This window comes from Anaeromyxobacter sp. SG17, from assembly GCF_022690695.1.
In the GTDB taxonomy this organism is placed as follows: Bacteria; Myxococcota; Myxococcia; order Myxococcales; family Anaeromyxobacteraceae; genus Anaeromyxobacter; species Anaeromyxobacter soli.
The window spans coordinates 79,421-104,321 of sequence record NZ_JALCYX010000005.1 but is presented as its reverse complement, the minus strand read 5'-3'; the positions used below and the strand labels follow the sequence as shown (position 1 = coordinate 104,321).

Genomic DNA, 24,901 nt, shown 5'->3' with positions numbered 1-24,901 from the left:
ACGGAGGATTTCAACGATGTCGCGCCCTGCGTCCCCCGCGCGCGCTCCGCGCGCACCGCACCGGAGTCGCTGACAGAGGTCCGCTCCTGCCGTAGCCTCCGCGCATGTCCGAGCCCCGTACCCGCAGGCGCTGGCCGAAGATCCTCGGTGCCGTCCTCCTCGTCCTCGTCGTCGCCGTGGTCGGGCTGCTGTTCGCCCTCGACCGGATCCTGCTCTCGCAGGCGCGCAAGCAGGCAGCGGCCCTCTCGCAGCAGCTCGGCCGGCCCGTCGAGATCGGCGGCGTCGCGACGCGGCTCTGGGGCGGGCTCGGCGTGCGCGTCACCGACGTCGCGGTCGGGGCGGGAGAGGGGGAGCCCCTGCCGCTCGCCGAGGTCCGGCGGGTGGAGGTGAAGGCGGACCTCCTCCGCGCGATCCTGACGGGCGGCAAGGAGGTCCACGTCCGCGAGGCCGTCGTGGAGGGCCTGCACGTCAACGTCGTGAAGCTGCCGGACGGCACGACCAACGCGCAGCGCGTCGCGGACCGGCTGGCGAAGGGCGCCAAGCCGGCCGAGCCGGAGGCCGCTCCCTCGAAGGAGCCGACCCTCCGCCTGCTGCGCGTCGACCGCGCGGCCGTCGAGAACGCGCGCATCGCCTTCCTCGACCGGACCGTGCCGAACGCGAAGGAGCTCGCCGTCGACGACCTCGACGTCGAGGTGAAGGACCTCGAGACCGGCAAGCCGCTCGAGCTCGTCGTGCGCGCCGCGGTGCTCGCCGCGAAGCAGAACCTGGAGCTGCGCGTGAAGGCGGCCCCGCTGCCCGCGTCGCTCGAGCCCGTGCCGGAGGAGATCGTGCTGAAGGTGGAGCCGATCGTCCTCGACCCCCTCGCGCCTTTCCTGCCCCCCTCGGCGGGCTTCCGGGGCGGACGCTTCCAGGCCGATCTCTCCGCGAAGCTCGGCGCGGCCGTCCCCGGTGGCGCGGGGCCGCTCCGGGTGAAGGGCGGGTTCCGCGCGACGCAGCTCGCCTTCGCGGGGCAGGAGGGTGGGAAGGCCCTCGACGTCGGCCTCGACGCGGACCTCGAGGCGGACGCGCAGGCGGGCGACCTCCGCATCGGGAAGCTCGTCTTCACGGCGGGCCCCGCCTCCCTCGTGGGCAAGGGCCGCGCGACCGGACTCAAGGGAGACGCGCCGAAGTTCGAGGGCCTCGAGATCGTCGGGCACGGCCTCGATCCCGAGGCGCTCGCGGCCTACTACCCCCCGCTGCGCAAGCAGATGGGCGGCGTGGTGATCGCGGGCCCGGTGGGGCTCGTCGTGCGGGGCTCGGGCGGGGAGACCGCGCAGACGGCGGAGGTGCGCGTCGACCTCACGCCGGTGCGGCTCGTCGTGCCCGCGCAGCTCGCGAAGGCGGCGGGCGCGCCGATGACGCTCGTGGTGCGGGCGGACGCCGCGCAGTCGGGCGGGCGCGTCCGCTTCGACGCGGCGCTCGATCTCGCCGGGGCGGATCTCCGCCCGGGCGGCACGCTCGCGAAGAAGCCGGGCGACCCGCTCTCGGCCCGCGCGGCCGGCGCGTATCGCCAGGCGGGCGAAGGCCAGGAGGTGCGGCTCGACACCCTCCAACTCACGCTCCTGCGCTCGCGGCTCGACGGGAAGGCGAAGGTGGACCTCGCGGGCAAGGGCCCGAAGGCCACGACGCGCTTCGAGGCGGAGCTCCGCGGCGATCGCCTGGACCTCGACGAGCTGCTCCTCCCCACGCCGGCGTCCGAGAAGGGCAAGAAGCCACCCGAGACGAAGCCCCTCGACCCCGCCGCGTTCGCCGGGCTCTCCGGCGTCGCGGACCTGCGCCTCGGCCAGCTGCGCATGAGCAAGGTCGAGGCCCGGAACGTCACGCTGCGGGTGCGGGTCCAGGGCGACGAGGTGACCCTCGAGCAGGCGCGGCTCGAGGCGTTCGGCGGCACCGTCTCGGCCGCCGGGACGCACCTCGCGGTGGCGCGCCCCGACGCGCCGTTCGAGGTCGCCCTCGATCTGAAGGGCGTCGCGGGGGAGGAGGTCCTGAAGCTCCTCGGCGACCACAAGGTGCTCGGCGGGACGCTCGACGCGGGCCTGAAGCTGGGCGGGAAGGGCTGGAAGCTCGGGCTCCTGTCGGAGTCGGTCACGGGGGGCGTGGACGGCGTCCTGAAGGGCGGCGCGTTCTACGGGAAGGACCTCGTCGCGTCCATCGCGGCGCCGCTCGCGTCGAAGCTCCCGTTCGCCGCCTCGAAGCTGCCGGAGCGGGGCGCGACCTCTCTCGGCAAGGAGCTGCCGTTCGGGCTCAAGATCGCGAACGGCCTCGCCTCGCTCTCGAAGCCGCTCCGCGCGGAGACCGGCGAGGGCGCGCTCTCGCTCGAGGGCGGCGTGAAGCTCGACGGGACGCTGGAGATGCCGGCGACGTTCTCGCTTTCGCCGGAGCTGATCTCGAAGCTGACGGGCGGGCGCGCGAAGCCGACGGCGCCGATCCCCGTGGCGTTCCGGCTGGCGGGTCCGGCCTGGAAGCCGCGGCTCGACGGGCTCTCGCTCGACGGCGCGGTGAAGGCCATCGTCCAGCAGGCCGCGGCGGGCGCCCTCGGGCGCGCGGTCGGCGCGGAGGGCGCGAACGTCGGGGACGTCGCCGCGAAGAAGAAGGCCGAGGCGGAGGGGAAGGCGCGCGACGAGGCGGAGCGCCAGAAGAAGCGGCTCGAGGACGAGGCGAAGAAGAAGCTGAAGGGCCTCTTCGGGCGCTGAGGGCGCCTGCGCGGGAGAAGCGGCGCCGGCCTGCGAGAGATCGTCAGGACGGGCGGCCGGCCGGCGCCTCGCCGGCGGGCCGCAGCCCGATGGCCGCCACGATCGCGGCGTGCTGCTCGGGCGAGAGGTAGACCTCGAGGGCGCCGTCGGTGAGCTCGAAGCGGGCGGGCTTGCGGAACCCGCTGCGCGGCGGCTCCGGGGCCGTCGTCCGGACCACCGCGCTCGCCGGCACCCGGATCGCGATCCGGCCAGCGCTCCGCGCCGCGGCGAGGCCGCGCGCGTCGAGCGGCTCGGGGTCGAGCGCGCGGCGGCGCGCGGGCAGGGTGAGCCAGTACACCGCCTGCGCGGCGACCGCGCCCCACAGCACCGCCGCGCTCCGCCAGGTGAAGACGTTCACGAGGACCGCGGCGATGGACCCGAGGAGCAGCGCGGTGGTCACCCGCTGCAGGAGCTCGGCCCGCGGTGCGGGTCGCACGACGACGAGCTCGTCCCGGCCGGCGTAGAGCTGTCCCCGCGCCGCGCCGCCGCTGACGGGCTTGCCGGCCGGGTTCACGAGCGTCGCGAGCACCACCCCGATCGCCTTGGGATCTTCCATGGCGGCGACTCTACCGTACTCCGCCGCCTCGAACGCTGCCCTGGCGTACGATGCCGTCCGTGCTCCGCCGCGCCGCCTGGATCGCCGCCGTCCTCCTGCTCGCCGCCGCGGGGAGCTTCTTCTTCGCGCTCGCGCCGGCGGTCGCGGCGCGGATGAACCGGGTGGACGCCCGCCGGCCGCTGCCAGCCGTCTCCGCTCGCGCCCGCGGCCTGCACGCGACGCTCCGGATCGTCGACCTGCACGACGACCTCCTGCTCTGGGACCGCGACCCGCTGAAGCGCTCGACGCACGGCCACAGCGACGTGCCGCGGCTCGCCGAGGGCAACGTCGCGGTGCAGCTCTTCTCCACCGTCACGGAGGTGCCGCGGGGCTTCAACTACGCCGCGACGCCCGGGGCGGGCGACCTCGTCACCGCCCTCGCCGTCGCCTCGCGCTGGCCGCCGCCGACCTGGGGGAGCCGCCTCGCGCGGGCGCTCCACCAGGGCGAGAAGCTCCGGCGCGCCGCGGCGGCCTCGGGCGGCGGGCTCGTCGTCGCGACCTCGCGGGCGGAGCTCGCCGCGGCGCTCGAGGCGCGCGCGGCCGAGCGGCAGGGCCGGCGCGCGGTGGTGGCGGTGCTCGCCACCGAGGGGCTCCAGGCGCTCGATGGGAGGCTCGAGGCGCTGGACGCGCTCTTCCAGGCCGGCTTTCGCTCGGCGGGGCTCGCCCACTTCGCGGACAACGCCGCGGCCGGCTCGGCGCACGGGGCCGCGAAGGGCGGGCTCAGCGCGCTGGGGCGCGCGGCGCTGCGGCGGATGGAGGAGCGCCGCATGATCGTGGACCTCGCGCACGCCTCCCCGTGGGCCTTCGACGACGCGCTCTCCCTGGCGCGCCGGCCGGTGATCGTGTCGCACACGGGCGTGAGCGCCACCTGCCCGGGGCCGCGCAACCTCACCGACGACCAGCTGAGGCGCCTCGCGCGGAACGGCGCGCTCGTGGGCATCGGCTACTGGGAAGGCGCGGTGTGCGACCGCACCCCGCAGGCCGTCGCCCGAGCGATCCACCACGCGATCGCCGTCGCGGGCGTGTCGCACGTGGCGCTCGGGTCGGACTTCGACGGGGCGACCACGGCGCCGTTCGACGCCGCGCGGCTCGAGGTGCTCACGCAGGCGCTGCTCGACGAGGGGCTACAGGACGCGGCCATCCGCGCCGTCATGGGCGAGAACGCGATCCGCTTCCTGCTCGAAAACCTGCCCTGACGCCCGCCGTCCGCTGCCGCGCGGGCGGCGATCGCGGCGGGCGCCAGGAGCCGGCTAGACCGGGTAGACGAGCTCCTCGACGGAGCGCGAGGTCCGCACCGCGTCCGCACCCAGGAAGAGCGGCGTGAGATCCACGCACGGTTCCGGGGCGCGAGGCGCGAGCGACTCGAAGGTGCGCGCGAGCGTGCTGCCGCCCTGCGCGAGCACGGTGCCGACCAGGCTGAGCCCCCAGGCGCGTTCGTCGGGGGGAAGCGTGGACAGCGCCTTCCGCCAGATCGCGTCCTCGAGTGCCGAGAACGCGGCCTGCACCTCGGTGACGTCGAAGCCGCCCGCGAACCGCTCGTGCGCCATACGCGTGACGTGCGCGCGCAGGGCGTTGAGGTCGCGCGTGAGCACCGCGTCGACCAGGTGGCGGTGGAGCAGCTCGAGCCGTCCGCGCGTCGCCTGCGCGCCGTCGCGGCGGTAGTGCTCGAGCTCTGCGACGGCGTGGGTGGCCTCGTCCAGGATGGCCGCCTCCTCGCCCAGCAGAAGGTCTTCGATCGTCATCTTTCGTCGTCTCCCGTGTGGCTCCGGAGGTCCGTCCCGTGAACCCGCGCGCAACCTAGCCGACCGGGCATGTATGAGGGAAATGCATTCTTGCTATGCTGGCCATAACCCAGGGACATGGAGGTGGACGTGGACGTACAGGCGCTGCGGTACTTCGTCGAGGTGGCGCGCCAGGGCGGCTTCACGCGGGCGAGCCAGTCGCTGCACGTGACCCAGCCCGCGATCAGCAAGATGGTGAAAGCGCTCGAGGAGGAGCTCGGCACGCCGCTGCTCGTCCGCGAGCGCCGGCGCGTGACGCTCACCGACGCGGGCCAGATCGTGCTGGAGCGGGCGGAGGGCGTGCTCGACTCGCTGCGGGTCATCGAGGAGGAGGTCTCCGAGCTCTCGGCGCTGCGGCGCGGACGGCTGCGCATCGGCATGCCCCCCATCACCGGGGTCACCTTCTTCGCGCCGCTGCTCGCGGAGTACCACCAGGCCTACCCCGGCATCGTGCTCGAGCTGCGCGAGGAGGGCTCGCACCACCTCGAGGCGCTCGTGATGAACCGCGAGCTCGACGTCGGCGCGGTGGTGCTCCCCACGGACGAGGAGGCCTTCGGCATCATGCCGTTCGTGAAGGACGAGCTCCGGGCCGTCCTCCATCCGAGCCACCCGCTGGCGCGTCGCCGCTCGGTCGAGCTCCGCGAGCTGGCGGGCACGCCGTTCGTGCTCTACCGGCCGGAGTTCGCGCTCCACGGGCACATCCTGGAGGCGTGCCGCCGGGCCGGGTTCAAGCCGGCCGTCGTGAGCGAGAGCTCGCACTGGGACTTCATCGTCGCGACCGTGGCCGCGAACATCGGCGCCGCGCTGCTCCCGAACACCATCTGCCACCAGCTCGACCCCCGCCAGGTCCTCTCGGTGCGGCTCTCGGAGCCGAGGATCCCCTGGGACGTGGCGCTCATCTGGCGCAAGGACCGGCACCTGCCGCCGGCCACGCGCGCCTGGCTCGAGCTCGCGCGGCGCCGCTGGGGCAACGGGGTCGTGGCGAGCCGCACGCGGCCCTCCGCGCCGCCGGACCCGAAGCCGCAGGGGCGCTGACGGCCCTCACTCGACCCAGTCCGCCACGAACACGTTCGTCTCGCCGGGCCGCCGCGCGTTCCGGTTGGAGGCGAAGACGAGCGTCTTCCCGTCCGGCGAGAACATGGGGAACCCGTCGAAGGTGTCGTTCGTGGTGATCCGCTCGAGGCCGCTGCCGTCGTCGTTCACGAGGTAGAGGTCGAAGTTGCGGCCCTTCGGGTCCCCGACGTTCGAGGCGAAGACGATGCGCCGGCCGTCCGGGTGAAAGAAGGGCGCGAAGCTCGCCGCGCCGAGCCGGGTCACCTGCCGCACGCCGGAGCCGTCCGCGTTCATGACGTGGATCTCGAGCCTCCCCGGGCGGACGAGCTTCTGCGAGAGGAGGCGCCGGTAGTCGGCGAGCTCCGCCGCGTCGGCGGGCCGGCTGGCGCGGAACACGATGCGCGTGCCATCGGCGGAGAAGAACGCCCCGCCGTCGTAGCCGGGGGTGTGCGTGAGCCGCACGAGCCCGGAGCCGTCGAGCCGCATCTTGTAGAGCTCGAGATCGCCGTCGCGCGTCGAGGTGAAGACGATCCAGCCGTCCCGCGAGATCGTCGCCTCCGCGCTGTACGCGCCGGGCGCCGGCGCGAGCGGGGTGAGATCGGAGCCGTCCGGCCGCGCGGTGTAGAGCTGGTAGTCGAAGAGGGGCCAGACGTAGCCCTGGGAGAGGTCTGGCTTCGGCGGGCACTCCGCGCCCGACGCGTGGGTCGAGGAGTAGAGCAGCCGCTCTCCTCCGGGGAAGAAGTAGCCGCAGGTGACGCGGCCCAGGCCGGACGAGACCTGGCGCCGCTGCGTGCCGTCGGCGCGCATCACGTAGAGCCGATCGCAGCCGGCACCCTCGGGCGTCGACTGGAACACGAGCTCCCGCCCGTCGAAGCTGAAGTACGCCTCGGCGTTCTCGCCCCCGAACGTGAGCTGACGGACGTTGCGGAGGTGCCGCTCGCCCGGGAGAGCCAGGTCTCGAGCGGCGTTCGCCGGCGGGGCGCCGACGGGCGCCGCGGCGGGAGGGACCGGGCCGGTCGGCGCCTTCGGCGCGGCGCAGGCGGCGGCGAGGACGGCGGCGGCGAGCGTCGGGGTGAGGGTCCGGGTCATCTGCGCTCCTCCAGCTTCACCTTCGCGGTCCGCCGCTCCGCCCCGTGCGCCCACTCGACCTCGACCTCGTCGCCGGGCCGGTGCGAGCGGAGCGCGAACGCGAGATCCTGCAGGTTCATCACCTTCGCCGCTCCGAGGCGGAGGAGGACGTCGCCTTCGGCGAGGCCGGCCCGCTCGGCGGGGCTGCCCGGGCGGACGCCGGTGAGGAGCACCCCCGGCTCGGCGCGCTCCGCGAAGTCCGGGATCGCGCCGAGGTAGGTGCCGTAGCTCCGCTCGCCGCGCTCGCGCGGCGGTGGCGCCGCCGTGCGGACCACCTCGAGGCGGCCATCGCGCTCGGCGGCGTCGCGGGCGGCGCGGTAGGCGAGCCGCGCCACGGCCGCGAGGCCCGGGCCGTCGATCTTGTCGGCGGTATCCGTCGGCCGGTGGTAGTCGGCGTGGGGTCCGGTGAAGAGGAAGAGGACCGGGACCCCGCGCGCGTAGAAGCTCGTGTGATCCGAGGGGCCGTACCCGTCGCCTCCGCCGAACGCGATCCGGAGCGGCAGGCGCGGCGAGCGCTCCGCGAGCGCCACCACGCGGTCCCGCAGCCCCTTCGCGGTGTCCGCGCCGTCCACGTACACCTTCCCCCCGCGGGGACGGCCCACCATGTCGAGGTTCACCATGAGCTGCATCTTCCCGATGGGGCAGCGCGGCGGCGGATCCTTCGCGAGCTCGGACGAGCCGAGGATGCCGAGCTCCTCCGCGGCGAACGCAGCGAAGAGGACCGTGCGCCTCGGCGCGCCCTCGGCGACGAAGGCGCGCGCGACCGCGAGGAGGGCCGCGACGCCGCTCGCGTTGTCGTCCGCGCCCGGGTGGACCGTCCCGAGCCGCTCGGGGGCGAGCGAGGCGTCGCCGCCGAGGCCGAGGTGATCGTGGTGCGCGCCCACCACCACGCACTCGTCCGCCACCGCCGGGTCGCGGCCGGGCAGGATGGCGACGACGTTGGCGGTCGCGGCCCGCTCGTGGAGCACCTCGACCGAGAGCCGCGCCCGGAGCCCGAGCGGCCGCGAGTGGGGCCTCCCGTCCGCCTCGCCCGGCGCCGCCAGCGCGGCCACGTCGATCCCCGCGCGGCCGAGCGCCGCGGCCGTGACCCGCGCCGCGACGAGGCCGGCCCGCGAGGCGACCTGCCCGCGCCAGCGCGGGACCTCGTCGGGAGCCTCGTGGGCCCATACGTCGCGGACGCCGAGGATCGCCGCCGCGCCGTGGTCGCGCGCGTTCATGGCCTTGTAGCGCCACTCGGAGAAGCGGTACCGGCGGGGGTCGCGGAACGGGGAGGCGGGGTCCGCCTCGCGCGGGAAGTCCTGTGCGACGAGGACGATCTTCCCCTTCACGTCGAGCCCGGCGTAGTCGTCGTGCCCGAGCTCGGGCGCCGTGATGCCATGACCCGCGAACACGAGCTCCGCCTCGATCGTGCCGTCGTCGCTGAAGCCGAAGGGGAGGAAGTCCCGCTGGAGCGCGAGCGGCGCGCGGCCGATCGCGAGCGCGTTCCGCGCCTCGAGGGTGGCGCGGAAGGGCGCCTCGAACTCCTCGAGGTAGCCGCCGTCGCGCGCGGGCGCGAGGCCCGCCTCGCGGAACCGGTCGGCGATCCAGCGCGCGGCCTGGGCGCCGCCGGCCGTCCCGACGCCGCGCCCCTCGCGCGCGGGATCTGCGAGCCAGGCCACCTCCGCGAGCGCGCGGGCAGGATCGATCACCGGCTCCCGCGCGGCGTGGCCTGCGCCGCGGGCGGTGCAGGCCGTCAGGGCGAGCGCGAGGGCGAGCCTGCCGAGCTTTCGCATGCGTCGCACATAGAGGGCCGGCGCGTCCCGGGCAGCGTGGACGCCGGGGCGCACCCGGCCGAGACGCGTCCGCCCCGCCGCGGCCGCGAGCGAATTGCCGGGCAGCGGAGGGAAGGGTATGGAGGGCGCCCGAATGCGCCCCGCGAACCGCGCCCCCCGAAGCGCCGCCCCTCCGAAGCCCGGCCCCCGCGACCGCCACCGCCTCTACGAGCGCGCGGTCCAGGACCCGCAGGCGGACATCGCCATCATCGAGCGGGTCCTCCGCGGGCGACGCCCGGCGCGGCGGCTCCGGGAGGACTTCAGCGGCACGGCGGCGCTCGCCGCGAGCTGGGTGGCGAAGGGGCCGCTGCGGACGGCCGTGGCGGTCGATCTCGATCCCGCGGTGCACGCCTGGGCCCGGACGTACCGCCTCCCCGCGCTCGGCGCGGCGGCCTCGCGGCTCGAGCTCGTGACCGCCGACGTCCGCGCGCCCCGCGGCGAGGGGTTCGACGCGATCGTCGCCCTCAACTTCAGCTACGGGGTGTTCCGCACGCGCGAGGCGCTCGGCGAGTATCTGCGCGCCGCGCTCGGCGCGCTGGCGCCGGGCGGCGCGCTCGTGCTCGACGCCTTCGGCGGGTGGGACGCGCAGCGGGCGCTCGTCGAGCGCCGGCGGATCGGCCGCGGCGTGACCTACGTCTGGGAGCAGGAGGGGTTCGATCCCATCACCCACCGGATCCGCTGCACCATCCACTTCGAGCTCGAGGGGGGCCGGCCGATGCGCCGGGCGTTCCACTACGACTGGCGGCTCTGGAGCCTCCCCGAGCTGACGGAGCTCCTCGGCGAGGCGGGCTTCGAGGCCGTCGAGGTGCTGTGGGACGCGGGGCCCGGCGCCGCGGCCCGCTACCTGCCGCGCGGCAGCGCGCAGAACCAGGCCGGCTGGATCGCCTACGTGGTGGGACGCCGGCCGCGCGGCTGAGCGCGGCGCTACTCCGCCGCCACCGGCCGCTTGCGAAGGATCGCGAGCGCCGCGACGAGCACGACGATGAGGACGGTCAGGAGCCCGAGCTCCGACATCACCTGCCGGAACAGCTTGTCGTCGGGCCGGGTCTGCGCGCCGAACTCGGCGGTGATGACGAGGATCCGGCGGACCGCGGCGATGAGGGCGACGAGCAGGAACGGCTCGGGCACGAGGGTGTGCTCGCGGAACGACACCTGCACCGTGTAGAGCAGCTCCACGACCATGAGCGCGAGCAGGATCCGGTCGAGCAGCGTCACGAACGCGCGGACGTCGAGGCCGCCGAACATCGCGTGGACGAGATCGATCCCGCCGTGGACGACGATCGCGGCGGCGCTCAGCGCGAGGAGCACACCGAGCGCGACGTACACGACGTCCTGGGCCCGCGTGAAAGCGGTCGAGATGATGCCGCGCGTCCGGCTCCGGGGGTCGCGCTCGCGCTCCAAGGGTCACCTCCCGCGGCGCCGCGCGGTCGCCGGGTTCATAGCAGCGCGGAGCTTCGCGCGGGCGGCCCCAGGCGTGGCCGGGCCCGCAGGGACCTCGAGGCGAGGTCCCTGCGGGGCGCTCCCGCGTGGGCCCGGCTGAATCGTGACGAACCGTGAACGACGGCCGACCGGGCGAGCGCGCGTGTGTGCGCCGGCCGTGCGGCGCGTGCGTCGCGTGCGAGGCGCGGCGGGGGAACCTTCGGGGCGCGTCGCGTGGGCGAGCACGCAGCGGTACGGTGGGTTCGTCGGGCGCGGCACGCTTTCGGCGCCTGGAGGCCGGATGCAGCGGATGACGGCGGGCGACGCGTCCTGGTACCGCATGGATCGGCCGAGGAACGAGGCCGACGTCGTGGCGCTCCTCACGTTCCGCGGGCCGGTCGCGCTCGCGCGCGTCCGGCGCCTCGTCGAGGAGCGGCTGCTCGCGGTCGAGCGCTTCCGGCAGCGGCCGGTGCCCCGTCTCCTGGGAGCGCCGGGCTGGGAGCCGGATCCCGGGTTCTCGCTCCGGCGACACCTGGTCCCGGTCGAGCTCGCGCGCGGCACGCTCCCCGAGTTCGTCGGCGAGGTGACCTCCTCCCGGCTCGACCCGGCGCACCCGCTCTGGCGCGTCCACGTCGTGCGGGAGCGCGGGCGCGGCGGGGCGATCGTGGCGAAGCTCCACCACGCGCTCGGCGACGGGTTCGCGCTCGTGGCGCTGCTCCTCGCCCTCTCGGACGAGCACGCCGCCGAGGAGGCCCCGCGCGCCCACGTCGAGGCGGTGCATCGCGGGCGCCCGTGGCTCGGGAGCGCGCGGCTCGCCTCCGCGCGGGACGCCGCCGCGTTCGCCGCGACGCTCGCGCGGCTCGCCGCGATGTCGAGCGATCCGAAGGTCCTCTCCGCGGCGGAGCTCTCCGGCGTGCGCAGGGTGGCGTGGTCGGGAGGCGTGCCGCTCGGCGCCGTCCGCGAGGCGGGCCAGCGCCGCGGCGCCACGGTGAACGACGTGCTGGTGGCGGCGATCTCCGGCGCGCTCCGGTCGCTGCTCGCGAGCCGCCGGGCGCCGCTCGTCCCCGTGCGCGCGCTCGTCCCCGTGAACTTCCGTCCTGCCCGCCCGGACCTCGGGGCCGACGCCTCGCTCGGGAACCGCTTTGGCGTCGTGTTCCTCGACCTGCCGATCGATCTCGGCACGCCCGTCGCGCGGCTCGAGGCGGTCCACGCCCGCGTCGCCGCGCTCCGCGCCGGGGCGGGCGCCGTCGTGGCCCACGACGTGCTCGCGCTCGCGGGCTACGCGCCCGACGTGGTCCAGCACGCGCTCACGCGCTTCTTCGCGCGCAAGGCCTCGCTCGTGCTCACGAACCTCCCCGGGCCGAGGACCCGCGTCCACCTGGCGGGCCTGCCGCTCGCGAGCGCGATGTTCTGGGTCCCGCACCCCGCGAGCCTCGGCCTCGGCGTGAGCGTCCTGAGCTACGCGGGCGAGGTGCGCGTCGGCGTGCGCTCCGACGCGGCGGTCCTCGCCGAGCCCGCGGACCTCGTCGGCAGGATCGAGGCGGAGGCGGCGGCGCTCGGCGTGCGCGGGCCGCGCCCGCCGCGTCGTCCCCGCCCGGCGGCGTCGGGGGTCCGTGCCCGGACCCCGGCGCCGTAGGGCGCGGGGGGAGGACCTCGGCTCACAGCGCCGCGGGAGCGGGCGCGGGACCGGGGACGGGCGCCTCGCCGGGCGCGAGGACGATCTCGATGCGCCGGTTCTGGCTGCGGCCCTCCGGCGTGTCGTTCGGGGCGATGGGCTGGTACTCGCCGTAGCCCGCGGCGGCGAGGCGCGTCGGCTCGACCCCCGCCTCCTGCAGGAACCTCACGACCGCGAGGGCGCGCGCGACCGACAGGTCCCAGTTCGACACGAACCCGCCGCGACCGAGCGGCACGTTGTCGGTGTGCCCCTCGACGCGGATGACCTTGCCCTCCACGCCGCGCAGGACCTCCGCGACCGCCGCGAGCGCGCTCTTGCCGGGCTTGCCGAGCGTCGCCGAGCCCGAGGAGAAGAGGATCTTGTCCTTCATCTTGACGGTCATCTTGCCGCGGAGCTCGGTGAGCTCGACGCGGCCCGCGTCGATCTCTCCGCGCAGCGCGTTCGCCATCTTCTCGTACTCCGAGCTCTTCTTCTCGAGCTCCGCCTTGACGGTCTCGAGCTTGCTCTTGGACGTCGAGAGCTCGTTCACGCGCGCCTCGAGCGTCCCCCGCGACGAGGAGAGCTCGGCGACCTGCGCCTGGAGGGCGCGGGCCTCCTCGGTGCGCTTCTCGAGCTCGCCGTTGGTCCGCGCGAGGGCGGCCTCGAGCTCGGCCCCGTGCGCCCGCAGCTCGTCGGCCTCGGCAGACTTGTTGCGGAACTTTCCCGAGGAGACGCAGGCAGACGTGAGCCCGACGAGGGCGACGACGACGACGGTGCGCATCACGGACCTCCGGTGAAGGGAAGAGCGACATTGTACCGACGTCGCGGGACGCGCAAAGGAGGGCATCCGGCGCCGATGTGCGCCGAGTGGCCCCTGGCCAGGCCGCGCGAGTCGTTCCGCGAGCGCGGGACGCGCCGGGACGGACGTGCTGGCGAGGGATGGTCTCGCCGTCGCCCCTCGCGCGGCGCGGGTGCGCTACTCTGTCGCAGGCGGAGCGCGGCCGCAGGTGCCTGGGACGCGCGCGCGCCGCGGGGGCTTCCATGGCCATCCAGGAGCAGGCGGCGCTCTCGACCGAGGTGCTGGGTCTGCTGTTCGCCCGCGCGGGGATCGGCCTCTGCTTCGTCGCGCCGAACCTGACGGTGCTGCGCGCGAACGCGGAGTGGCTTCGCTGGACCGGCTATACCGCGGAGCGCGTCGAGGGCGAGGACATCCTCGCCGTGTTCCCCGACACGCGCGAGGTGGCCCTCTCGCTCTACGAGCGCGTCCAGCGCGGCGAGACGGTGAAGGTCCCTCGCCACGGAGAGCGGGTGCTCGGCCGCGAGGTGTGGTGGGAGGGGCAGCTCTCGCCGGTGCCGACGGAGACGGGCACCGGCATCCTGTTCACGGTGCGTGACGCATCGGAGCATTCCGAGGGCGCGGCCGGCGCGGCTCCGCCCGCCCTCGACGCCGAGGCGAGGCGCGCCGAGGAGGCGCTGGCGGAGCAGCGCGCGCTCAAGGATCAGCTCGCCAAGGTCGCGGCGAGCGTTCCGGGGGTCATCTGCTCCTACCGGCTCCGGCCCGACGGCACGGCGTGCATGCCGTTCACCACCCCGGCGGCCGAGGACCTCTACGGCATCCCGCGGGAGGTGCTCGCGGCGGACTTCGGCCCCCTCGTCGCCAACGTCCACCCGGACGACCTGCAGCGCGTGCTCGAGGTCCTCGAGGAGGCGGCCCGCACGAGGTCCCGCTGGCACGACGTGTTCCGCTACCGGCACCCGAGGAAGGGGGTGCGCTGGCTCGAGGGCTGGTCGGTCCCCACGGACGAGCCGGACGGGAGCCTCATCTGGCACGGCTACGTCATGGACGTCACCGAGCGCAAGCGCGCGGAGGAGCGGCTGCGCGAGGCCGATCGGCTCAAGACCGAGTTCCTCGGCGTCCTCTCGCACGAGCTGCGCAACCCCCTCGCGCCCATCCGCAGCAGCATCTACCTCCTCGATCGCGCGCCGGCGGGCAGCGACCAGGCGGCGCGGGCGAGGGACGTGATCCGCCGCCAGACCGAGCACCTCACGCGCCTCGTCGACGACCTCCTCGACGTGACGCGCATCTCGCGCGGAAAGATCGAGCTGCAGCGCTCGCGCGTCGACCTGCGCGAGGTGGTCGCGCGGACCTGCGACGACCACCGGACGATCTTCGCCGGACGGCACCTCGAGCTGCGCGTCGAGAACGCCGGCCCGGTGTGGGTCGAGGCGGACGCGACGCGGATCGCGCAGGTCGTCGGGAACCTGCTCCTGAACGCCGCGAAGTTCAGCCGCGAGGGCGGGGCGGTGACGGTCGCCGTCACGACGGACGCCGGGCGGGCCGAGATCCGCGTGCGCGACGACGGCCTCGGCATCGTCCCCGAGCTCCTGCCGCGCGTCTTCGAGCCGTTCGTCCAGGCGGACGAGGGGCTCGCGCGGACGCGCGGCGGCCTCGGCCTCGGGCTCGCCCTCGTGAAGGGGCTCGTCGAGCTCCACGGCGGCGGCGTGCGCGCGGACAGCGAGGGCGCCGGCCGCGGCTCGGAGTTCGTCGTGACGCTGCCGGCGGCGCCCGGCCCGCCGGCGGCTCAGCCCCCGCCCCGGGCCCCGGCGAGCGCGCGGCGCGTGGACATCCTCGTCATCGAGGACAACGTGGACGCGGCGCAGACCATCGCCGAGGTGCTGGAGATGGAGGGGCACCGGGTGCACGTCGCGACCGACGGCCTGTCGGGGATCGCGAAGGCGCGCGAGCTCAGGCCCGAGCTGGTCCTCTGCGACATCGGCCTGCCCGACGTGGACGGGTACCAGGTCGCCCGCGAGCTGCGCGCGGACGCGTCGCTCCGCGGGATGCGCCTCATCGCCCTCAGCGGCTACGCTCAGCCGGAGGACAAGGAACGGGCGAAGGCGGCCGGCTTCGAGGCGCACCTCGGGAAGCCGGCCCTCCTCGACGAGCTGACCGCGCTCGTCGCGCGGCGCGGCTGAGGCACGGCGCCCCGGCGCGCGTCCGCGCGACGCGCTTCGCTACCCCCGCCAGAACGGCGGGCCGAACGGCCAGTGGCCGAGGTACCTCGCGGCGCCGAGGGCGAGGGCCGCGGCGGCCGCGGCGAGCCAGAGCAGGCGGCGCCGGCGCTTCGCCGTGTCGTCCGCGTACGGATCGTCGAGCGTCCGGCGCGCGCCCGCGGGCAGGACGGCGCGGTCGGTGAGCGCGGTCCCGAGCGGCAGGTTGATCCGCACGCGCCCGTTCACGGCCCAGCCGTTCGCGTCGAGGATGGGCCCGAGCGTCCGGTGCCGGAGCTTGAGCCAGGAGATGAGCACCGACGGCCCCGACACGACGAGGACCATCGCCGCCACCGCGATGACCTTCGCCCACCAGGGCTTCAGGTCCATGAACCCCGTGACGAACCCGCCGAGCAGCGTGCCGAGGGCGCCGATGCCGACGCCCAGGGCGGCGATGATACCGACCATCTTGCCGACGTCGACGGGCGGGGGGGGCGGGGGGGCCTTCTCGCCGATGGCGGCGTCGGTCACGTGCGTCGCGGTGGACTGGACGTGGTCGTCCGCGGCCTTCTGCTTCGCGTGCGCGAAGCGCGCGACCTGCTCCTCGACGAACCGCAGGGCCTTCTTGTACGGAGCCCAGAACGCCTGGCGGATGCTGATGGGGTTCTCGACGATCTTCACGATCGTCGCGTCCCAGTCCCGTCCCTGCCGGTCGTAGAACACGCCGTTGCGGCCCACCATCAGGTAGTCCGAGTCGCCCTGCGTGAAGCAGGCCACGATCTTCATCGCCTCGCCGCCGGGCCGGCGGCACTCGCAGTAGGCGAGGTACATCCGGGACAGCGAGGCGATCGAGGCGTGCGCGCCGGGGTCGTCCACGCGGATGCACAGCTCGCAGCTGCGCGCGTCGAGGAAGAGCGTCCCGGCCTGGAACACCGCGGGGCGGAGCGGGTCGTAGAAGTCCGCGAACGACACGAAGTTCTTGAGCAGCGTCCCGAGGTCCCGGCAGTAGTGGACGAGCCGGACGACGTCGGCGATCGCCGAGGCCTCGGCGGCGTGGGCCTCGTCCTCGGCGAGGAGCGCCTGGACGGGAGCCCGGCCCGCCGCGAGGAGCTCGCGCACGCGCGCGATCCCGAGCGCCTCGACCCGGGCGCCGGTCTTCGTCGCGAGCCACGCCTCGTAGGGCGAGAAGCGCGCGACGAGGTCCGTCCACTCCTCGAGCGTGAGCGCGTCCTTGCCGGGCCCGTGCACCGGGACGACGGCGTCGCGCTGGAGCGCGGCGATCGCCGCCGCCCAGGCCGGGTTCACGCCACCCGAGAGCGGGAGCGCGCGCCCGGGCTCGACGCGCGCGAGGGGGAAGGCGGCCACCTCGGCGCCGGCCGCGGCGAGCTCCCTCGCCGCGAGCGCGGCGTACTCGGGCTCGGTCCGGTTCAGGGCGAGGGCGGAGCGCGGCTCCATGGCGGCGAGGCCGCAGCGGACGAAGAAGTCGTCCACCTTCGCGCGCACGGCCCGGACGGCCGCGTGCGCGGCCGCGGTGCGGTCGCCGAGCGCCATCACCTCCGCGCTCGCCTCGCCGCGCCGCCAGAACTCGGCGAAGGCCTCCGCCTCCGCGAAGAACGCGTCCGCGCGCGCCCGGTCCACCCCGAGCTTGCCGCTCCGGTCCGCGAGGCCGCCCATCGTGGTCACGATGTCGAGGAGGGTCTGGCGGGTCCCGGGATCCGGCGCGGACTCCGGCGGCACGACGCCGTCGCCGTTGAAGAGCGTGTGCTCGAACACCTTCGTGGTGTCCGCCACGTCCGCCGCGCGGATCGCGGTCGCCTCCGGGCGGCCGACGTGCGCGAGCAGGCGCCGGGCGGCCCCGAGCGCCGCCTTGCCCTCGGGCGTGTCGTCGCGGAGGGCGTCGAGCGCCAGCGCGTCGGCTCCGAAGAGGACGAGCCCCACGTCGCGCAGCCGCGCCGCGCAGAACCGGATGGCGGCGAGGATCTCGGGCGCCCGGACGCGCCCGTCGCGATCGAGGTCGAGGAGGTCGAGGGTCCGCGGGTCCAGCTCGAGGCCGCGGGTGGGGCAGGAGAGGGCGATCCAGAGCTTCTGGTCGAGCTCCTCGAGCGCGAGGAGGTCGGCGCCGCTCTCCAGCGCGAGCTGATCGAGGCCTCCGGCGCGGTGGAACTTGAGGCGATGCCGGCGCTCGACGCGGGAGGCGGCGTCGGGGCGATCGGCCGGGGCCTGGGGGAGCTCGGGGACGGAGGTCGCGAGGCGCATGGCCCGCGACCTTACCGCGCCCGCGGGCGGGGGGCCATGGGGCGGCCGAGGGAGCGGGGGCCGGCCGGTGGCCGCTCAGCGAACTTTTACGTGCGCCGCGTTGGCGCAGGCAGATTATGCGCCCCGGTGTCGAAGGGTCGGGAGGAACGACCCGCACACCTGACGGTCCGCAGCGCGCGCGAAGGCGGGCACCTCCTCCGACTCATCGGGCAGGAGGAGAAACATGTGGACACGTAAGCTGCACGCCGCGAGCCTCGCGGCGGTCATCGTGGTCGCGTATGGCCCCGGGTCCGCGCTGGCTGGACAGCACGAGGGCGCCGCCAAGGCGGGGACGGGCTCGGAGAAGCAAGCCATCCTGAAGACGGGGGACTCCATCCAGTGGTCCGCCGGACCGGCGGCGCTCCCGCCCGGTGCGCAGGCGGCGGTGCTGGAGGGCGATCCGGGCAAGGAGGGGATGTTCACGATGCGTCTCAAGGTGCCGGCCGGCTACAAGATCGCGCCGCACACGCACCCCAAGGTCGAGCGCGTGACGGTGATGAGCGGCGAGTTCTCGCTCGGCATGGGCGCCGACTTCGACGAGAGCAAGCTCGAGAAGCTGCCGGAGGGGAGCTTCTTCGTGCTCGAGCCCGGGATGCAGCACTTCGCGAAGGCCTCGAAGGACACGGTGCTCCAGCTCAACGCCCAGGGCCCCTGGGGCATCAAGTACGTCCGCGCGTCCGACGACCCGCGCAACGCGCCGCAGGCGAGGAAGGGTCCGCCGGCAGAGGCCGGCGCGCGCGGGAAGAAGTGACCCGGGCGCTCGGCCACCGTTCGGCCGTCCGGCTCGTGCGAGCGCGGGCCGCCACGACCTTGGCCGAGCTCCCCATCGAGGAGCCGGGCGCGGCCTCGCCGCGCGCGCGGGTCGTCGCCCGGCCCCGCTCCTCCGCGCCGAGGAGCGAGTGGATCGCTCGCGCGGTCGCGCGATGCCCACGTCGGGTCGCCCCGCAGGGCCGCCCCCGGGAGCGAAACCGATTCTCCGCCGGCGCGTCAGTCCTCTGCGAGCCGAGGCGGGTCCCGCGCCCGAGCACGCGCGTCGCGGCGCGAAGGCGCGGCACCTCGGCGCCGGAGGGCTCGCCGATGAAGCCGCAGCTCGTCTCGAAACACCCTGTCTTCCCGATCGCGCTCCTCGCGTGCGCGGCGTCGCTGACCGCCGGCGTGACCGGCCGCGCCGCGGACGAAGGGGTCACGCCGGCCGCGCGCGAGGCGCTCGGCGGCCTCTACGTTCAGCGGAACCTCGTCTCGGACGGCGCCGTCTCCTCCGAGCACCTCGACGCGAACCTGGTGAACGCCTGGGGCATCACGCACCGGGGCGCGAGCCCGTGGTGGGTGTCCGACAACGGCGCCGGGGTCTCGACGCTCTACGACGGCGAAGGGATCGCACAGTTCGGCGCTCCGCCGCTCGTGGTGAGCATCGCTGGCGCGGGCGGCCACGCCGGCAGTCCCACCGGCGTGGTCGGCAACACGGGCGGGAGCTTCGAGGTCTCGAGCGGCGGCGCCCACGAACCGGCGTTCTTCATCTTCGCGAGCGAGGACGGGACCCTCAGCGCCTGGAACCCGAAGGTGCCTCCGCCCGTCGCGCCGGCCATCCGCTCCACGACTACCGTGGTCGTGGTGGACGACTCGCTCGCGGGCGCCGTGTACAAGGGCCTGACCCTCGCCGCGACGTCGAGCGGAGACGAGCGGCTCTACGCCACCGACTTCCACGGCGGGGCGGTGCGGGTGTTCGACGGCGCGTTCAAGCCCGTCGCCACGACGGGCGGCTTCCGGGACCCGACCATCCCGGCGGGGTACGCGCCGTTCGGCATCCGGGCGATCGGCGGCACGATCTACGTCACGTACGCGCTGCAGGACGCGGACCGGCACGACGACGTGCCCGGCCAGCACCACGGGTACGTGAACGCCTTCACGCCCGACGGGGAGCTCATCGGTCGCGTCGCGTCGCGAGGCAAGCTCGACTCGCCGTGGGGCATCGCCCTCGCCCCCGCCTCCGGGTTCGGCCGGTTCGGCGGGAAGCTGCTCGTCGGGAACTTCGGCGACGGCCACATCATCGGCTACTCGCTCGCGGGCGACGCCTCCGAAGGCGGCGGCGCGTACCTCACCGGCAAGGGGGGCCGGATCACCATCGAAGGGCTGTGGGGCCTCGACTTCGGCAACGACGGCGCGGCCGGGCCGGCGAGAACGCTCTTCTTCGCCGCCGGGCCCGACGACGAGTCCGCGGGCCTGTTCGGCCGCATCGACTTCGTCCGGGGCGGCCGGTAGCGAGCCGGGCTCCTCGCGCACTCCTCCCGAGGCGACCGGGGTCAGCGCCCGAGGAGCCCCTTCACCGCGGCGTAGTCCTGCTCGTGCACCGCGCCGACGCGGACGCAGCGGATCCAGCCGGCGCCGTCGACGAGCGCGTGGATCGGGATCATCGCGTCCCGCTCCACCCCGAGCGAGTCGAGCAGCGGCCCGAGATCTCCCTCGGAGCGGAGCCAGGAAAGTCGCCCGGGCAGCCCCTTCGCGCGCCACGCGACGAGCTCCTGCCCACGGTCGGCGGCGTCGATGCTGACGAGCTCGAGGCGGACGTCCACGCCGTCACGCGCGAAGCCGTCCCGCCAGCGGCGGAGCAGCTCCAGCTCGTCGACGCACGGGGTGCACCAGGTGGCCCAGAGGTTCACCCAGGTCCAGGCCTTACCCCGCGCGCCGGCAGCGCCGCCGGGATCGCTCGCGCCGGGCAGCGGTCGCTGCGGGGGCGCAGCGTAGCGGCGGGCGCCCTCGCCGCCGGCGGGATAGCTCCGCTCGCAGAACGCGCTCTGCGCCGCCGCGGCCGTGGTGGCCTGCTTCCGCACGCCGGCGAAGCGCTCCGGGAGGGCCGCCTCCCCGGCGCCGGGCCCCTCCTGGCAGGCGAGCGCGAGCGCGACGGAGAGGAGCGCGGCCCCCGTCCACGCGAACCGCTCAGATCGCACAGTCGATCCAGGCGACGAAGGCGCTGCGGTTGATGTCGGCGTGGCTGCACGCCCCGGCGCGCGAGCGGTCCCAGCCGCAGAACTCGGTCGGGAGCTGCGCGAACTCCTCGCCCAGCCACAGGAGGCCCACCTGCTTCCTGAGGTCCTCGTCGTGGAACCTCGCGTCGAGGTGGTCCAGCACCGCCTTCGCGCGGTCGCGGCTCAGCGCCTCGTTGTACTGCTCGTCGCCGTCGGGGCTGGCGCGCGAGACCACGAAGAAGAAGCTGGCGCCGCGCTGATCGCTCCAGGCCTTCTCCACGAGGGCGCGCGCCGCCGGATCCAGCTCCGCCTTCGTGGGATCGAACTGGACGATGTGCGCCCGGTGCGCCAGCGGCCGGAAGAGCGCGTTGAAGTCGCTGCCGGACAGCGCGGCGACCTTCCTGGCCTGGAGGGGCTGGCAGCCGCGGCCGCCACCGCCGCCGTCGAGCAGCCCGCACGCGCCCGCGACGCGGCGGACGATCGCCTTCAGCTCCGGCGTGCAGTAGGCGTCGTTCGACACGCTCGCCGTCGCGACCTCGCGCGCGGCGCCCTGCGTGGCGTCGAGCCGGGCCTGGGCGGCGCGGGCCCAGGTGACGACGAGCGCCGCCGGGATCGCGAGCGCCGCGGCGAGCAGGATCCAGCGCCTCGAGGTGTCGTTCATCGCTCGGTCTCCACGTGCGAGGGCTTCGGGGTCTCTGCCGGCGACTCTGCGTCAGACGGGGACGGGGTCGGCTCCGGAGCCGGTCCGGGGCGCGCCTCGTCCTGCACGGCCTCCGCCGGGCTCGGCGGGGGCGGGGGAGCCTCCGCACCGGGCGCCGCCGGGGGCGCCTCCACCGCGCGAGGAGCGGCGGGGGTCCGGAGCTGGGGCTCCACCTCCGGCGGCGCCGCGGCCGCGCTCGCCTGCAGGTCCGCGCGCGGCGGTGGGGGCGGAGGCCGCGGCGGCTCGGCGGCGCGCCTGCGCGCGCGCTCCTGCGCGGCCTCGGGCGAGAGCATGCGGGAGAGCGTGTACTCGAGGCCGAGGTCGGTGTCCTCGTCGCACATCCGCGCGTCGCCCACGAACAGCTGAGGCGTGAGCACCGGGATCGCGTTGGCGACCGCCCAGCGCAGGCTCTTCGTGAGCTTGCTCCTCACGAGCGCGCCGCCGAGGCAGCCGGCGACCGCGGGGAACTCGCGCTCGATCTCGGCCCGCAGCCCGGCCTCGTCGCGGGCGCCGAGCGCGCGGAGCTCCGTCTGGCGGGCGAAGGCCCACCGGAGCACGGCCCCCGCGGCGGCGGCGTTCTTCGGCCCCTGGCCGACGCCGGCCGCGCAGAGGACCGCCTCGCTGACCGCGCAGGCGCCGGGGTGGATCGCCTCCGTCACCATCCAGTTGCACCGGGAGTCGAGCGGGAACAGCACGCCCTTCAGGTCGAGGCGCTCGCCGAGCGAGCTCGCCGCGAGCCTCGCGTCGAACGCCTTGCAGGACGCGCACAGCGGATCGAGCACCTCGACCGAGGGGGTCCCGCCCGCGCTGGCGGTGAGCGGGATCATCACGCCCGCGTTGTCCTCGGCGTGGACGAGCGCGCCGCACCCCTGCGTCGAGGTGCGGGGATCCGGCCTCGGCACGGACGCGACGTAGGCCAGCGTCACCGCGGCGACGAGCGCCGTCCCTTCCAGCAGGGCCGCCGCGAACCGCGCCTCGCCCGGCGCGGCGCGCACGGCCCGGTACGCCAGGAGCGCGCCGGCGAAGCACAGCGCGCTCGCGGCGTAGATGCCGATGCAGACCTTGCAGACGGCCTCCAGCAAGAAGATCGAGACCGCGCCGAACAGTACGGACATCGCCACCGGCAGGGCGGCCGCCGCGAGCAGCACCTTCGCGTCGCCCGCGGAGGCCTGGCGCCGCCACAGCAGGAGCGCGGCCCGATAGGCGAGGAACGCGAAGACCGCCAGCGCCCAGAGGCTCACCGGGATCCCGCCCCACAGGCTCTCGCGGAAGAGCGAGCTGTAGGGGCTCATCATCACGGTCCTGCAGCCGCTCGCCGCGACGTCCTTCGCGGCTCCGGGCAGGAAGGAGCAGTGGATGGCGTGCACCTGCCGATCGAGGTGCTGCATGAAGTCGCTCGTGCTGAGCGCGGCGAACACCGCGCCGAGGAGCGCCCCCGCGAGCGCGACGGCGACGGCCGCGCGCGGGAAGGCGGCGCGCCGCCCCGGAGGTGGGCGACCGGCGCGCGGCTCCTCGCGCCCGGGTGGCTCGCCGTGCAGGTGCTCCGTGAACGCCGGGTCGTGCGTGGTCATCACGGTGACAAAGCAAGCGATCGTTGGAACGTCAAGGACCCGGGCTGCGGCGCTCTGCTCCGATGGCGCACAGCGGGAGCGGCACCGAGCGTGCACGGCCCGCCCCTCCGCGATGTGTGCCGAGGAACACATCGAGTCCGGGCGCGCCGAGGCCCTAGAGTTCCGGAGTGCTTCGGCGAGGTGGAGTGGCCGGCTCGACGCCGGGATCGTGGAGGTCCCTGCTCGGTTCACCCGTGGTCCTCGTGCTGCTCTGCGGCTGCCTCGCCGAGCCGCCGCCTCCTCCGGGCGCGCCCCCGCCGCAGCCGCAGCCGGTGGAGCCCAGCCCACCGCTCGCGGCTGCCGACACGCCGCCCGCGTGCGATTCCCCGCTCCCGGTCCTCGAGGCGGGTCGCGAGGTGGGGCGCGTCTGCGCGGAGGACGCGCGGCGCGAGGGCCTCACGGTGGTGGATCTGTCCGACGGCTGGGTGCCGCTCGTGTTCCGGGATCCCGAGAACCTGGTGCAGCTGCCCCAGCCGTACCGCGCGACCTACGCCGCCCTGGCGAACGAGGAGTTCCCGTCCGGACCCGACGGGGAGCGCGCGCGCCGCGACGCGTTCCTCGAGCTCTACGGGATCTTCCCGAGCTTCCAGGTGCTCTCGGCGCGGCTCCTCGACGAGGAGCGTCACCTGTGTCACGCGGCGGTGGACGCGACGCCGCTCCACGCGCTCGCGACGTCTCCGCGGCCGTCCTCGCAGGACGGCGCTCCCTCCGCCGCGGTGAGGAGCGCGCTCGCCGCGCTCGAGGAGCGGCTCCAGTGCGAGCGGCTCCTGCCCGGCGCGCAGCGGACGCCGCGCTGGCGGCTGCAGGAGGCGCTCGAGGCCTACCAGCGCAAGCACGCCATCGTCTCGCGCGGCACGCTCGATCCCGAGACCCGCCGGGCGCTCGCGGAGGACAGCCGGGAGCTGGACTTCCGCGCGCTCCTGCGGTCCCTGCGCGCGCGCGTGGTCGACGCCTCCGGCCTCATCGAGGACGGCAGCGCGGCGGCGGCGCGCGGCACCGTCCTGGGCCGGCGCATCGACGGGGACGCGTTCCACGCCACCGATCGGTACGAGGCGCTGGAGGACGGGGCGCCGGACCTCGTGTCTCCCGCGACGGAGGCGGCTGCGCAGGCGCTGGGGTGGACCGATCCCGGCGCGGCCGCCGCGTTCTTCCGCGTGCGAGGCGTCGGCGCCACCCGCCAGCTCGCGGTGGCCCTGCGGCTCCCGCCGGTCCCCGCGTACCACGCCGAGCACATGGAGCTCCGGGCGGAGATCGACCGCGGGGACGTCTGGTACGAGCTCCCGACGTGGCGCGGGCGGATCTCGCACCGGCCCACGCTCACGCTCTACGCGCGCACCAGCGACGGAGAGGAGCTCGCGCTCGTGCGCTGGCCGACCACCATCGGCGGATGGAAGAAGGAGGTGGGGCCGCGTGGACGGGTGGGCCTCCGGTACAAGAACTCCGACGTCGGCAAGCGGCTGTGGCGGTTCGTCGTCGCGTCGCCGGCGTGGCTGCCGCCGCCGCAGACGCCGGCCCGCGCGCTCGTGCACCGGGCGTACGGCACGAAGCGCTGGCTGCCCGAGACGGACCTCCTCGGGCCCGGCTACGCGTCGGCCTACGGGCTCGTGATGCTCCCGCACCTCCGGCCGGTGGAGTCCGAGGGCGCCACGCTCTGGTACGACAACGGCATCCGCACCCACGGCTCGGTGAGCTACCAGTCGATCCTGGGCAGCGAGAGCCACGGCTGTCACCGGCTGTTCAACCACTCCGCGGTGCAGCTCGCGTCCTTCCTGCTGCAGCACCGCGACCACGTCCGCCACGGCCTCGTCGCCCAGCCCTTCGTGCACGAGTTCACCTGGCGCGGCATGAAGCTCAGGCAGCCCATCCCGCACCGCGGCTACCGCTACGAGCTGACGCCTCCCGTCGAGGTGGAGGTGCTCGAGGGGACGGTGCGCGGCAAGATCCGGCGGGTGCCGCAGCGCCTCGTCAGCCTGACGCGGCCGAGGCCGAAGGCGCAGGTGCCGCCGGGGCCCGCCGCGCCCGTGGACCCCGTGGACCCCGTCGAGCCGCCGGCGTCCACGTTCCATTGAGGCCGAGGGCCGCTCGGGGACCGCGAGCCGACCATGCGCGCGGGGGGCGGAGCGGCTCGCG

At 75.2% G+C, this 24,901-nt stretch carries 19 protein-coding genes; 9 read left to right on the top strand and 10 right to left on the bottom strand.

What is annotated here, in order from left to right; translation table 11 throughout:
* Positions 1 to 104: 104 nt before the first annotated feature.
* The gene (locus MNY60_RS04165; RefSeq protein ID WP_242360083.1) at positions 105 to 2,732 is read left to right on the top strand and encodes an AsmA-like C-terminal region-containing protein; all 2,628 of its coding nucleotides are present in this window, start codon (positions 105 to 107) and stop codon (positions 2,730 to 2,732) included.
* A 43-nt stretch (positions 2,733 to 2,775) separates the two neighbouring features.
* Here the strand turns inward: MNY60_RS04165 and MNY60_RS04160 are convergent, their stop codons facing one another.
* Entirely contained in the window at positions 2,776 to 3,327 is a 552-nt protein-coding gene (locus MNY60_RS04160; protein WP_242335130.1) for a hypothetical protein, read from the bottom strand.
* Positions 3,328 to 3,377: 50 nt separating this feature from the next.
* Here MNY60_RS04160 and MNY60_RS04155 point away from each other — a divergent pair, with 50 nt between their 5' ends.
* Positions 3,378 to 4,562: a dipeptidase gene (locus MNY60_RS04155; RefSeq protein ID WP_242360082.1), complete on the top strand. Its 1,185-nt coding sequence runs from the start codon at positions 3,378 to 3,380 to the stop codon at positions 4,560 to 4,562.
* Positions 4,563 to 4,616: 54 nt separating this feature from the next.
* On the opposite strand, the gene MNY60_RS04150 is transcribed toward MNY60_RS04155, so the two are convergent.
* Positions 4,617 to 5,108, bottom strand: coding sequence for a hypothetical protein (locus MNY60_RS04150; RefSeq protein ID WP_242360081.1), 492 nt, complete (start codon positions 5,106 to 5,108; stop codon positions 4,617 to 4,619).
* Between the two features lie 129 nt (positions 5,109 to 5,237).
* On the opposite strand from MNY60_RS04150, the gene MNY60_RS04145 reads away from it, so the two are divergent.
* Complete coding sequence (locus MNY60_RS04145) at positions 5,238 to 6,182, top strand: LysR family transcriptional regulator (protein WP_242360080.1); 945 nt, start codon at positions 5,238 to 5,240, stop codon at positions 6,180 to 6,182.
* A 6-nt stretch (positions 6,183 to 6,188) separates the two neighbouring features.
* Here MNY60_RS04145 and MNY60_RS04140 read toward each other — a convergent pair whose 3' ends face one another.
* Positions 6,189 to 7,289: a hypothetical protein gene (locus MNY60_RS04140; RefSeq protein ID WP_242360079.1), complete on the bottom strand. Its 1,101-nt coding sequence runs from the start codon at positions 7,287 to 7,289 to the stop codon at positions 6,189 to 6,191.
* Entirely contained in the window at positions 7,286 to 9,100 is a 1,815-nt protein-coding gene (locus tag MNY60_RS04135) for a M20/M25/M40 family metallo-hydrolase (protein WP_242335140.1), read from the bottom strand. The genes MNY60_RS04140 and MNY60_RS04135 overlap by 4 nt, the downstream gene beginning before the upstream one ends.
* Positions 9,101 to 9,233: 133 nt before the next feature.
* Here MNY60_RS04135 and MNY60_RS04130 point away from each other — a divergent pair, with 133 nt between their 5' ends.
* On the top strand, positions 9,234 to 10,055 hold the full coding sequence (locus tag MNY60_RS04130) for a cyclopropane-fatty-acyl-phospholipid synthase family protein (protein ID WP_242335143.1): 822 nt from the start codon (positions 9,234 to 9,236) through the stop codon (positions 10,053 to 10,055).
* Positions 10,056 to 10,063: 8 nt separating this feature from the next.
* Here MNY60_RS04130 and MNY60_RS04125 read toward each other — a convergent pair whose 3' ends face one another.
* On the bottom strand, positions 10,064 to 10,540 hold the full coding sequence (locus tag MNY60_RS04125) for a phosphate-starvation-inducible PsiE family protein (RefSeq protein ID WP_242354984.1): 477 nt from the start codon (positions 10,538 to 10,540) through the stop codon (positions 10,064 to 10,066).
* 319 nt (positions 10,541 to 10,859) lie between these two features.
* Here MNY60_RS04125 and MNY60_RS04120 point away from each other — a divergent pair, with 319 nt between their 5' ends.
* Positions 10,860 to 12,194, top strand: coding sequence for a WS/DGAT domain-containing protein (locus MNY60_RS04120; RefSeq protein ID WP_242360078.1), 1,335 nt, complete (start codon positions 10,860 to 10,862; stop codon positions 12,192 to 12,194).
* Positions 12,195 to 12,216: 22 nt separating this feature from the next.
* On the opposite strand, the gene MNY60_RS04115 is transcribed toward MNY60_RS04120, so the two are convergent.
* Complete coding sequence (locus MNY60_RS04115; protein WP_242360077.1) at positions 12,217 to 12,993, bottom strand: OmpA family protein; 777 nt, start codon at positions 12,991 to 12,993, stop codon at positions 12,217 to 12,219.
* 260 nt (positions 12,994 to 13,253) lie between these two features.
* On the opposite strand from MNY60_RS04115, the gene MNY60_RS04110 reads away from it, so the two are divergent.
* Positions 13,254 to 15,188, top strand: coding sequence for an ATP-binding protein (locus MNY60_RS04110; protein WP_242360076.1), 1,935 nt, complete (start codon positions 13,254 to 13,256; stop codon positions 15,186 to 15,188).
* 39 nt (positions 15,189 to 15,227) lie between these two features.
* Here MNY60_RS04110 and MNY60_RS04105 read toward each other — a convergent pair whose 3' ends face one another.
* Complete coding sequence (locus MNY60_RS04105) at positions 15,228 to 17,459, bottom strand: hypothetical protein (RefSeq protein WP_242335158.1); 2,232 nt, start codon at positions 17,457 to 17,459, stop codon at positions 15,228 to 15,230.
* Between the two features lie 223 nt (positions 17,460 to 17,682).
* Here MNY60_RS04105 and MNY60_RS04100 point away from each other — a divergent pair, with 223 nt between their 5' ends.
* Entirely contained in the window at positions 17,683 to 18,249 is a 567-nt protein-coding gene (locus MNY60_RS04100) for a cupin domain-containing protein (RefSeq protein WP_242335161.1), read from the top strand.
* A gap of 326 nt (positions 18,250 to 18,575) precedes the next feature.
* On the top strand, positions 18,576 to 19,757 hold the full coding sequence (locus MNY60_RS04095; protein ID WP_242335163.1) for a TIGR03118 family protein: 1,182 nt from the start codon (positions 18,576 to 18,578) through the stop codon (positions 19,755 to 19,757).
* A gap of 41 nt (positions 19,758 to 19,798) precedes the next feature.
* Here MNY60_RS04095 and MNY60_RS04090 read toward each other — a convergent pair whose 3' ends face one another.
* The 3 genes from MNY60_RS04090 to MNY60_RS04080 are packed head-to-tail and all read right to left on the bottom strand — an operon-like array spanning position 19,799 to position 22,732.
* Complete coding sequence (locus MNY60_RS04090; protein WP_242335166.1) at positions 19,799 to 20,443, bottom strand: hypothetical protein; 645 nt, start codon at positions 20,441 to 20,443, stop codon at positions 19,799 to 19,801.
* Positions 20,433 to 21,122, bottom strand: coding sequence for a hypothetical protein (locus MNY60_RS04085; protein ID WP_242335169.1), 690 nt, complete (start codon positions 21,120 to 21,122; stop codon positions 20,433 to 20,435). Before MNY60_RS04085 ends, MNY60_RS04090 begins: the two co-directional genes overlap by 11 nt.
* Positions 21,119 to 22,732, bottom strand: coding sequence for a vitamin K epoxide reductase family protein (locus MNY60_RS04080; RefSeq protein WP_242335172.1), 1,614 nt, complete (start codon positions 22,730 to 22,732; stop codon positions 21,119 to 21,121). The genes MNY60_RS04085 and MNY60_RS04080 overlap by 4 nt, the downstream gene beginning before the upstream one ends.
* 233 nt (positions 22,733 to 22,965) lie before the next feature.
* Between MNY60_RS04080 and MNY60_RS04075 the strand changes: the two genes are divergently transcribed.
* Complete coding sequence (locus MNY60_RS04075; protein WP_242335175.1) at positions 22,966 to 24,840, top strand: hypothetical protein; 1,875 nt, start codon at positions 22,966 to 22,968, stop codon at positions 24,838 to 24,840.
* Positions 24,841 to 24,901: the final 61 nt, after the last annotated feature.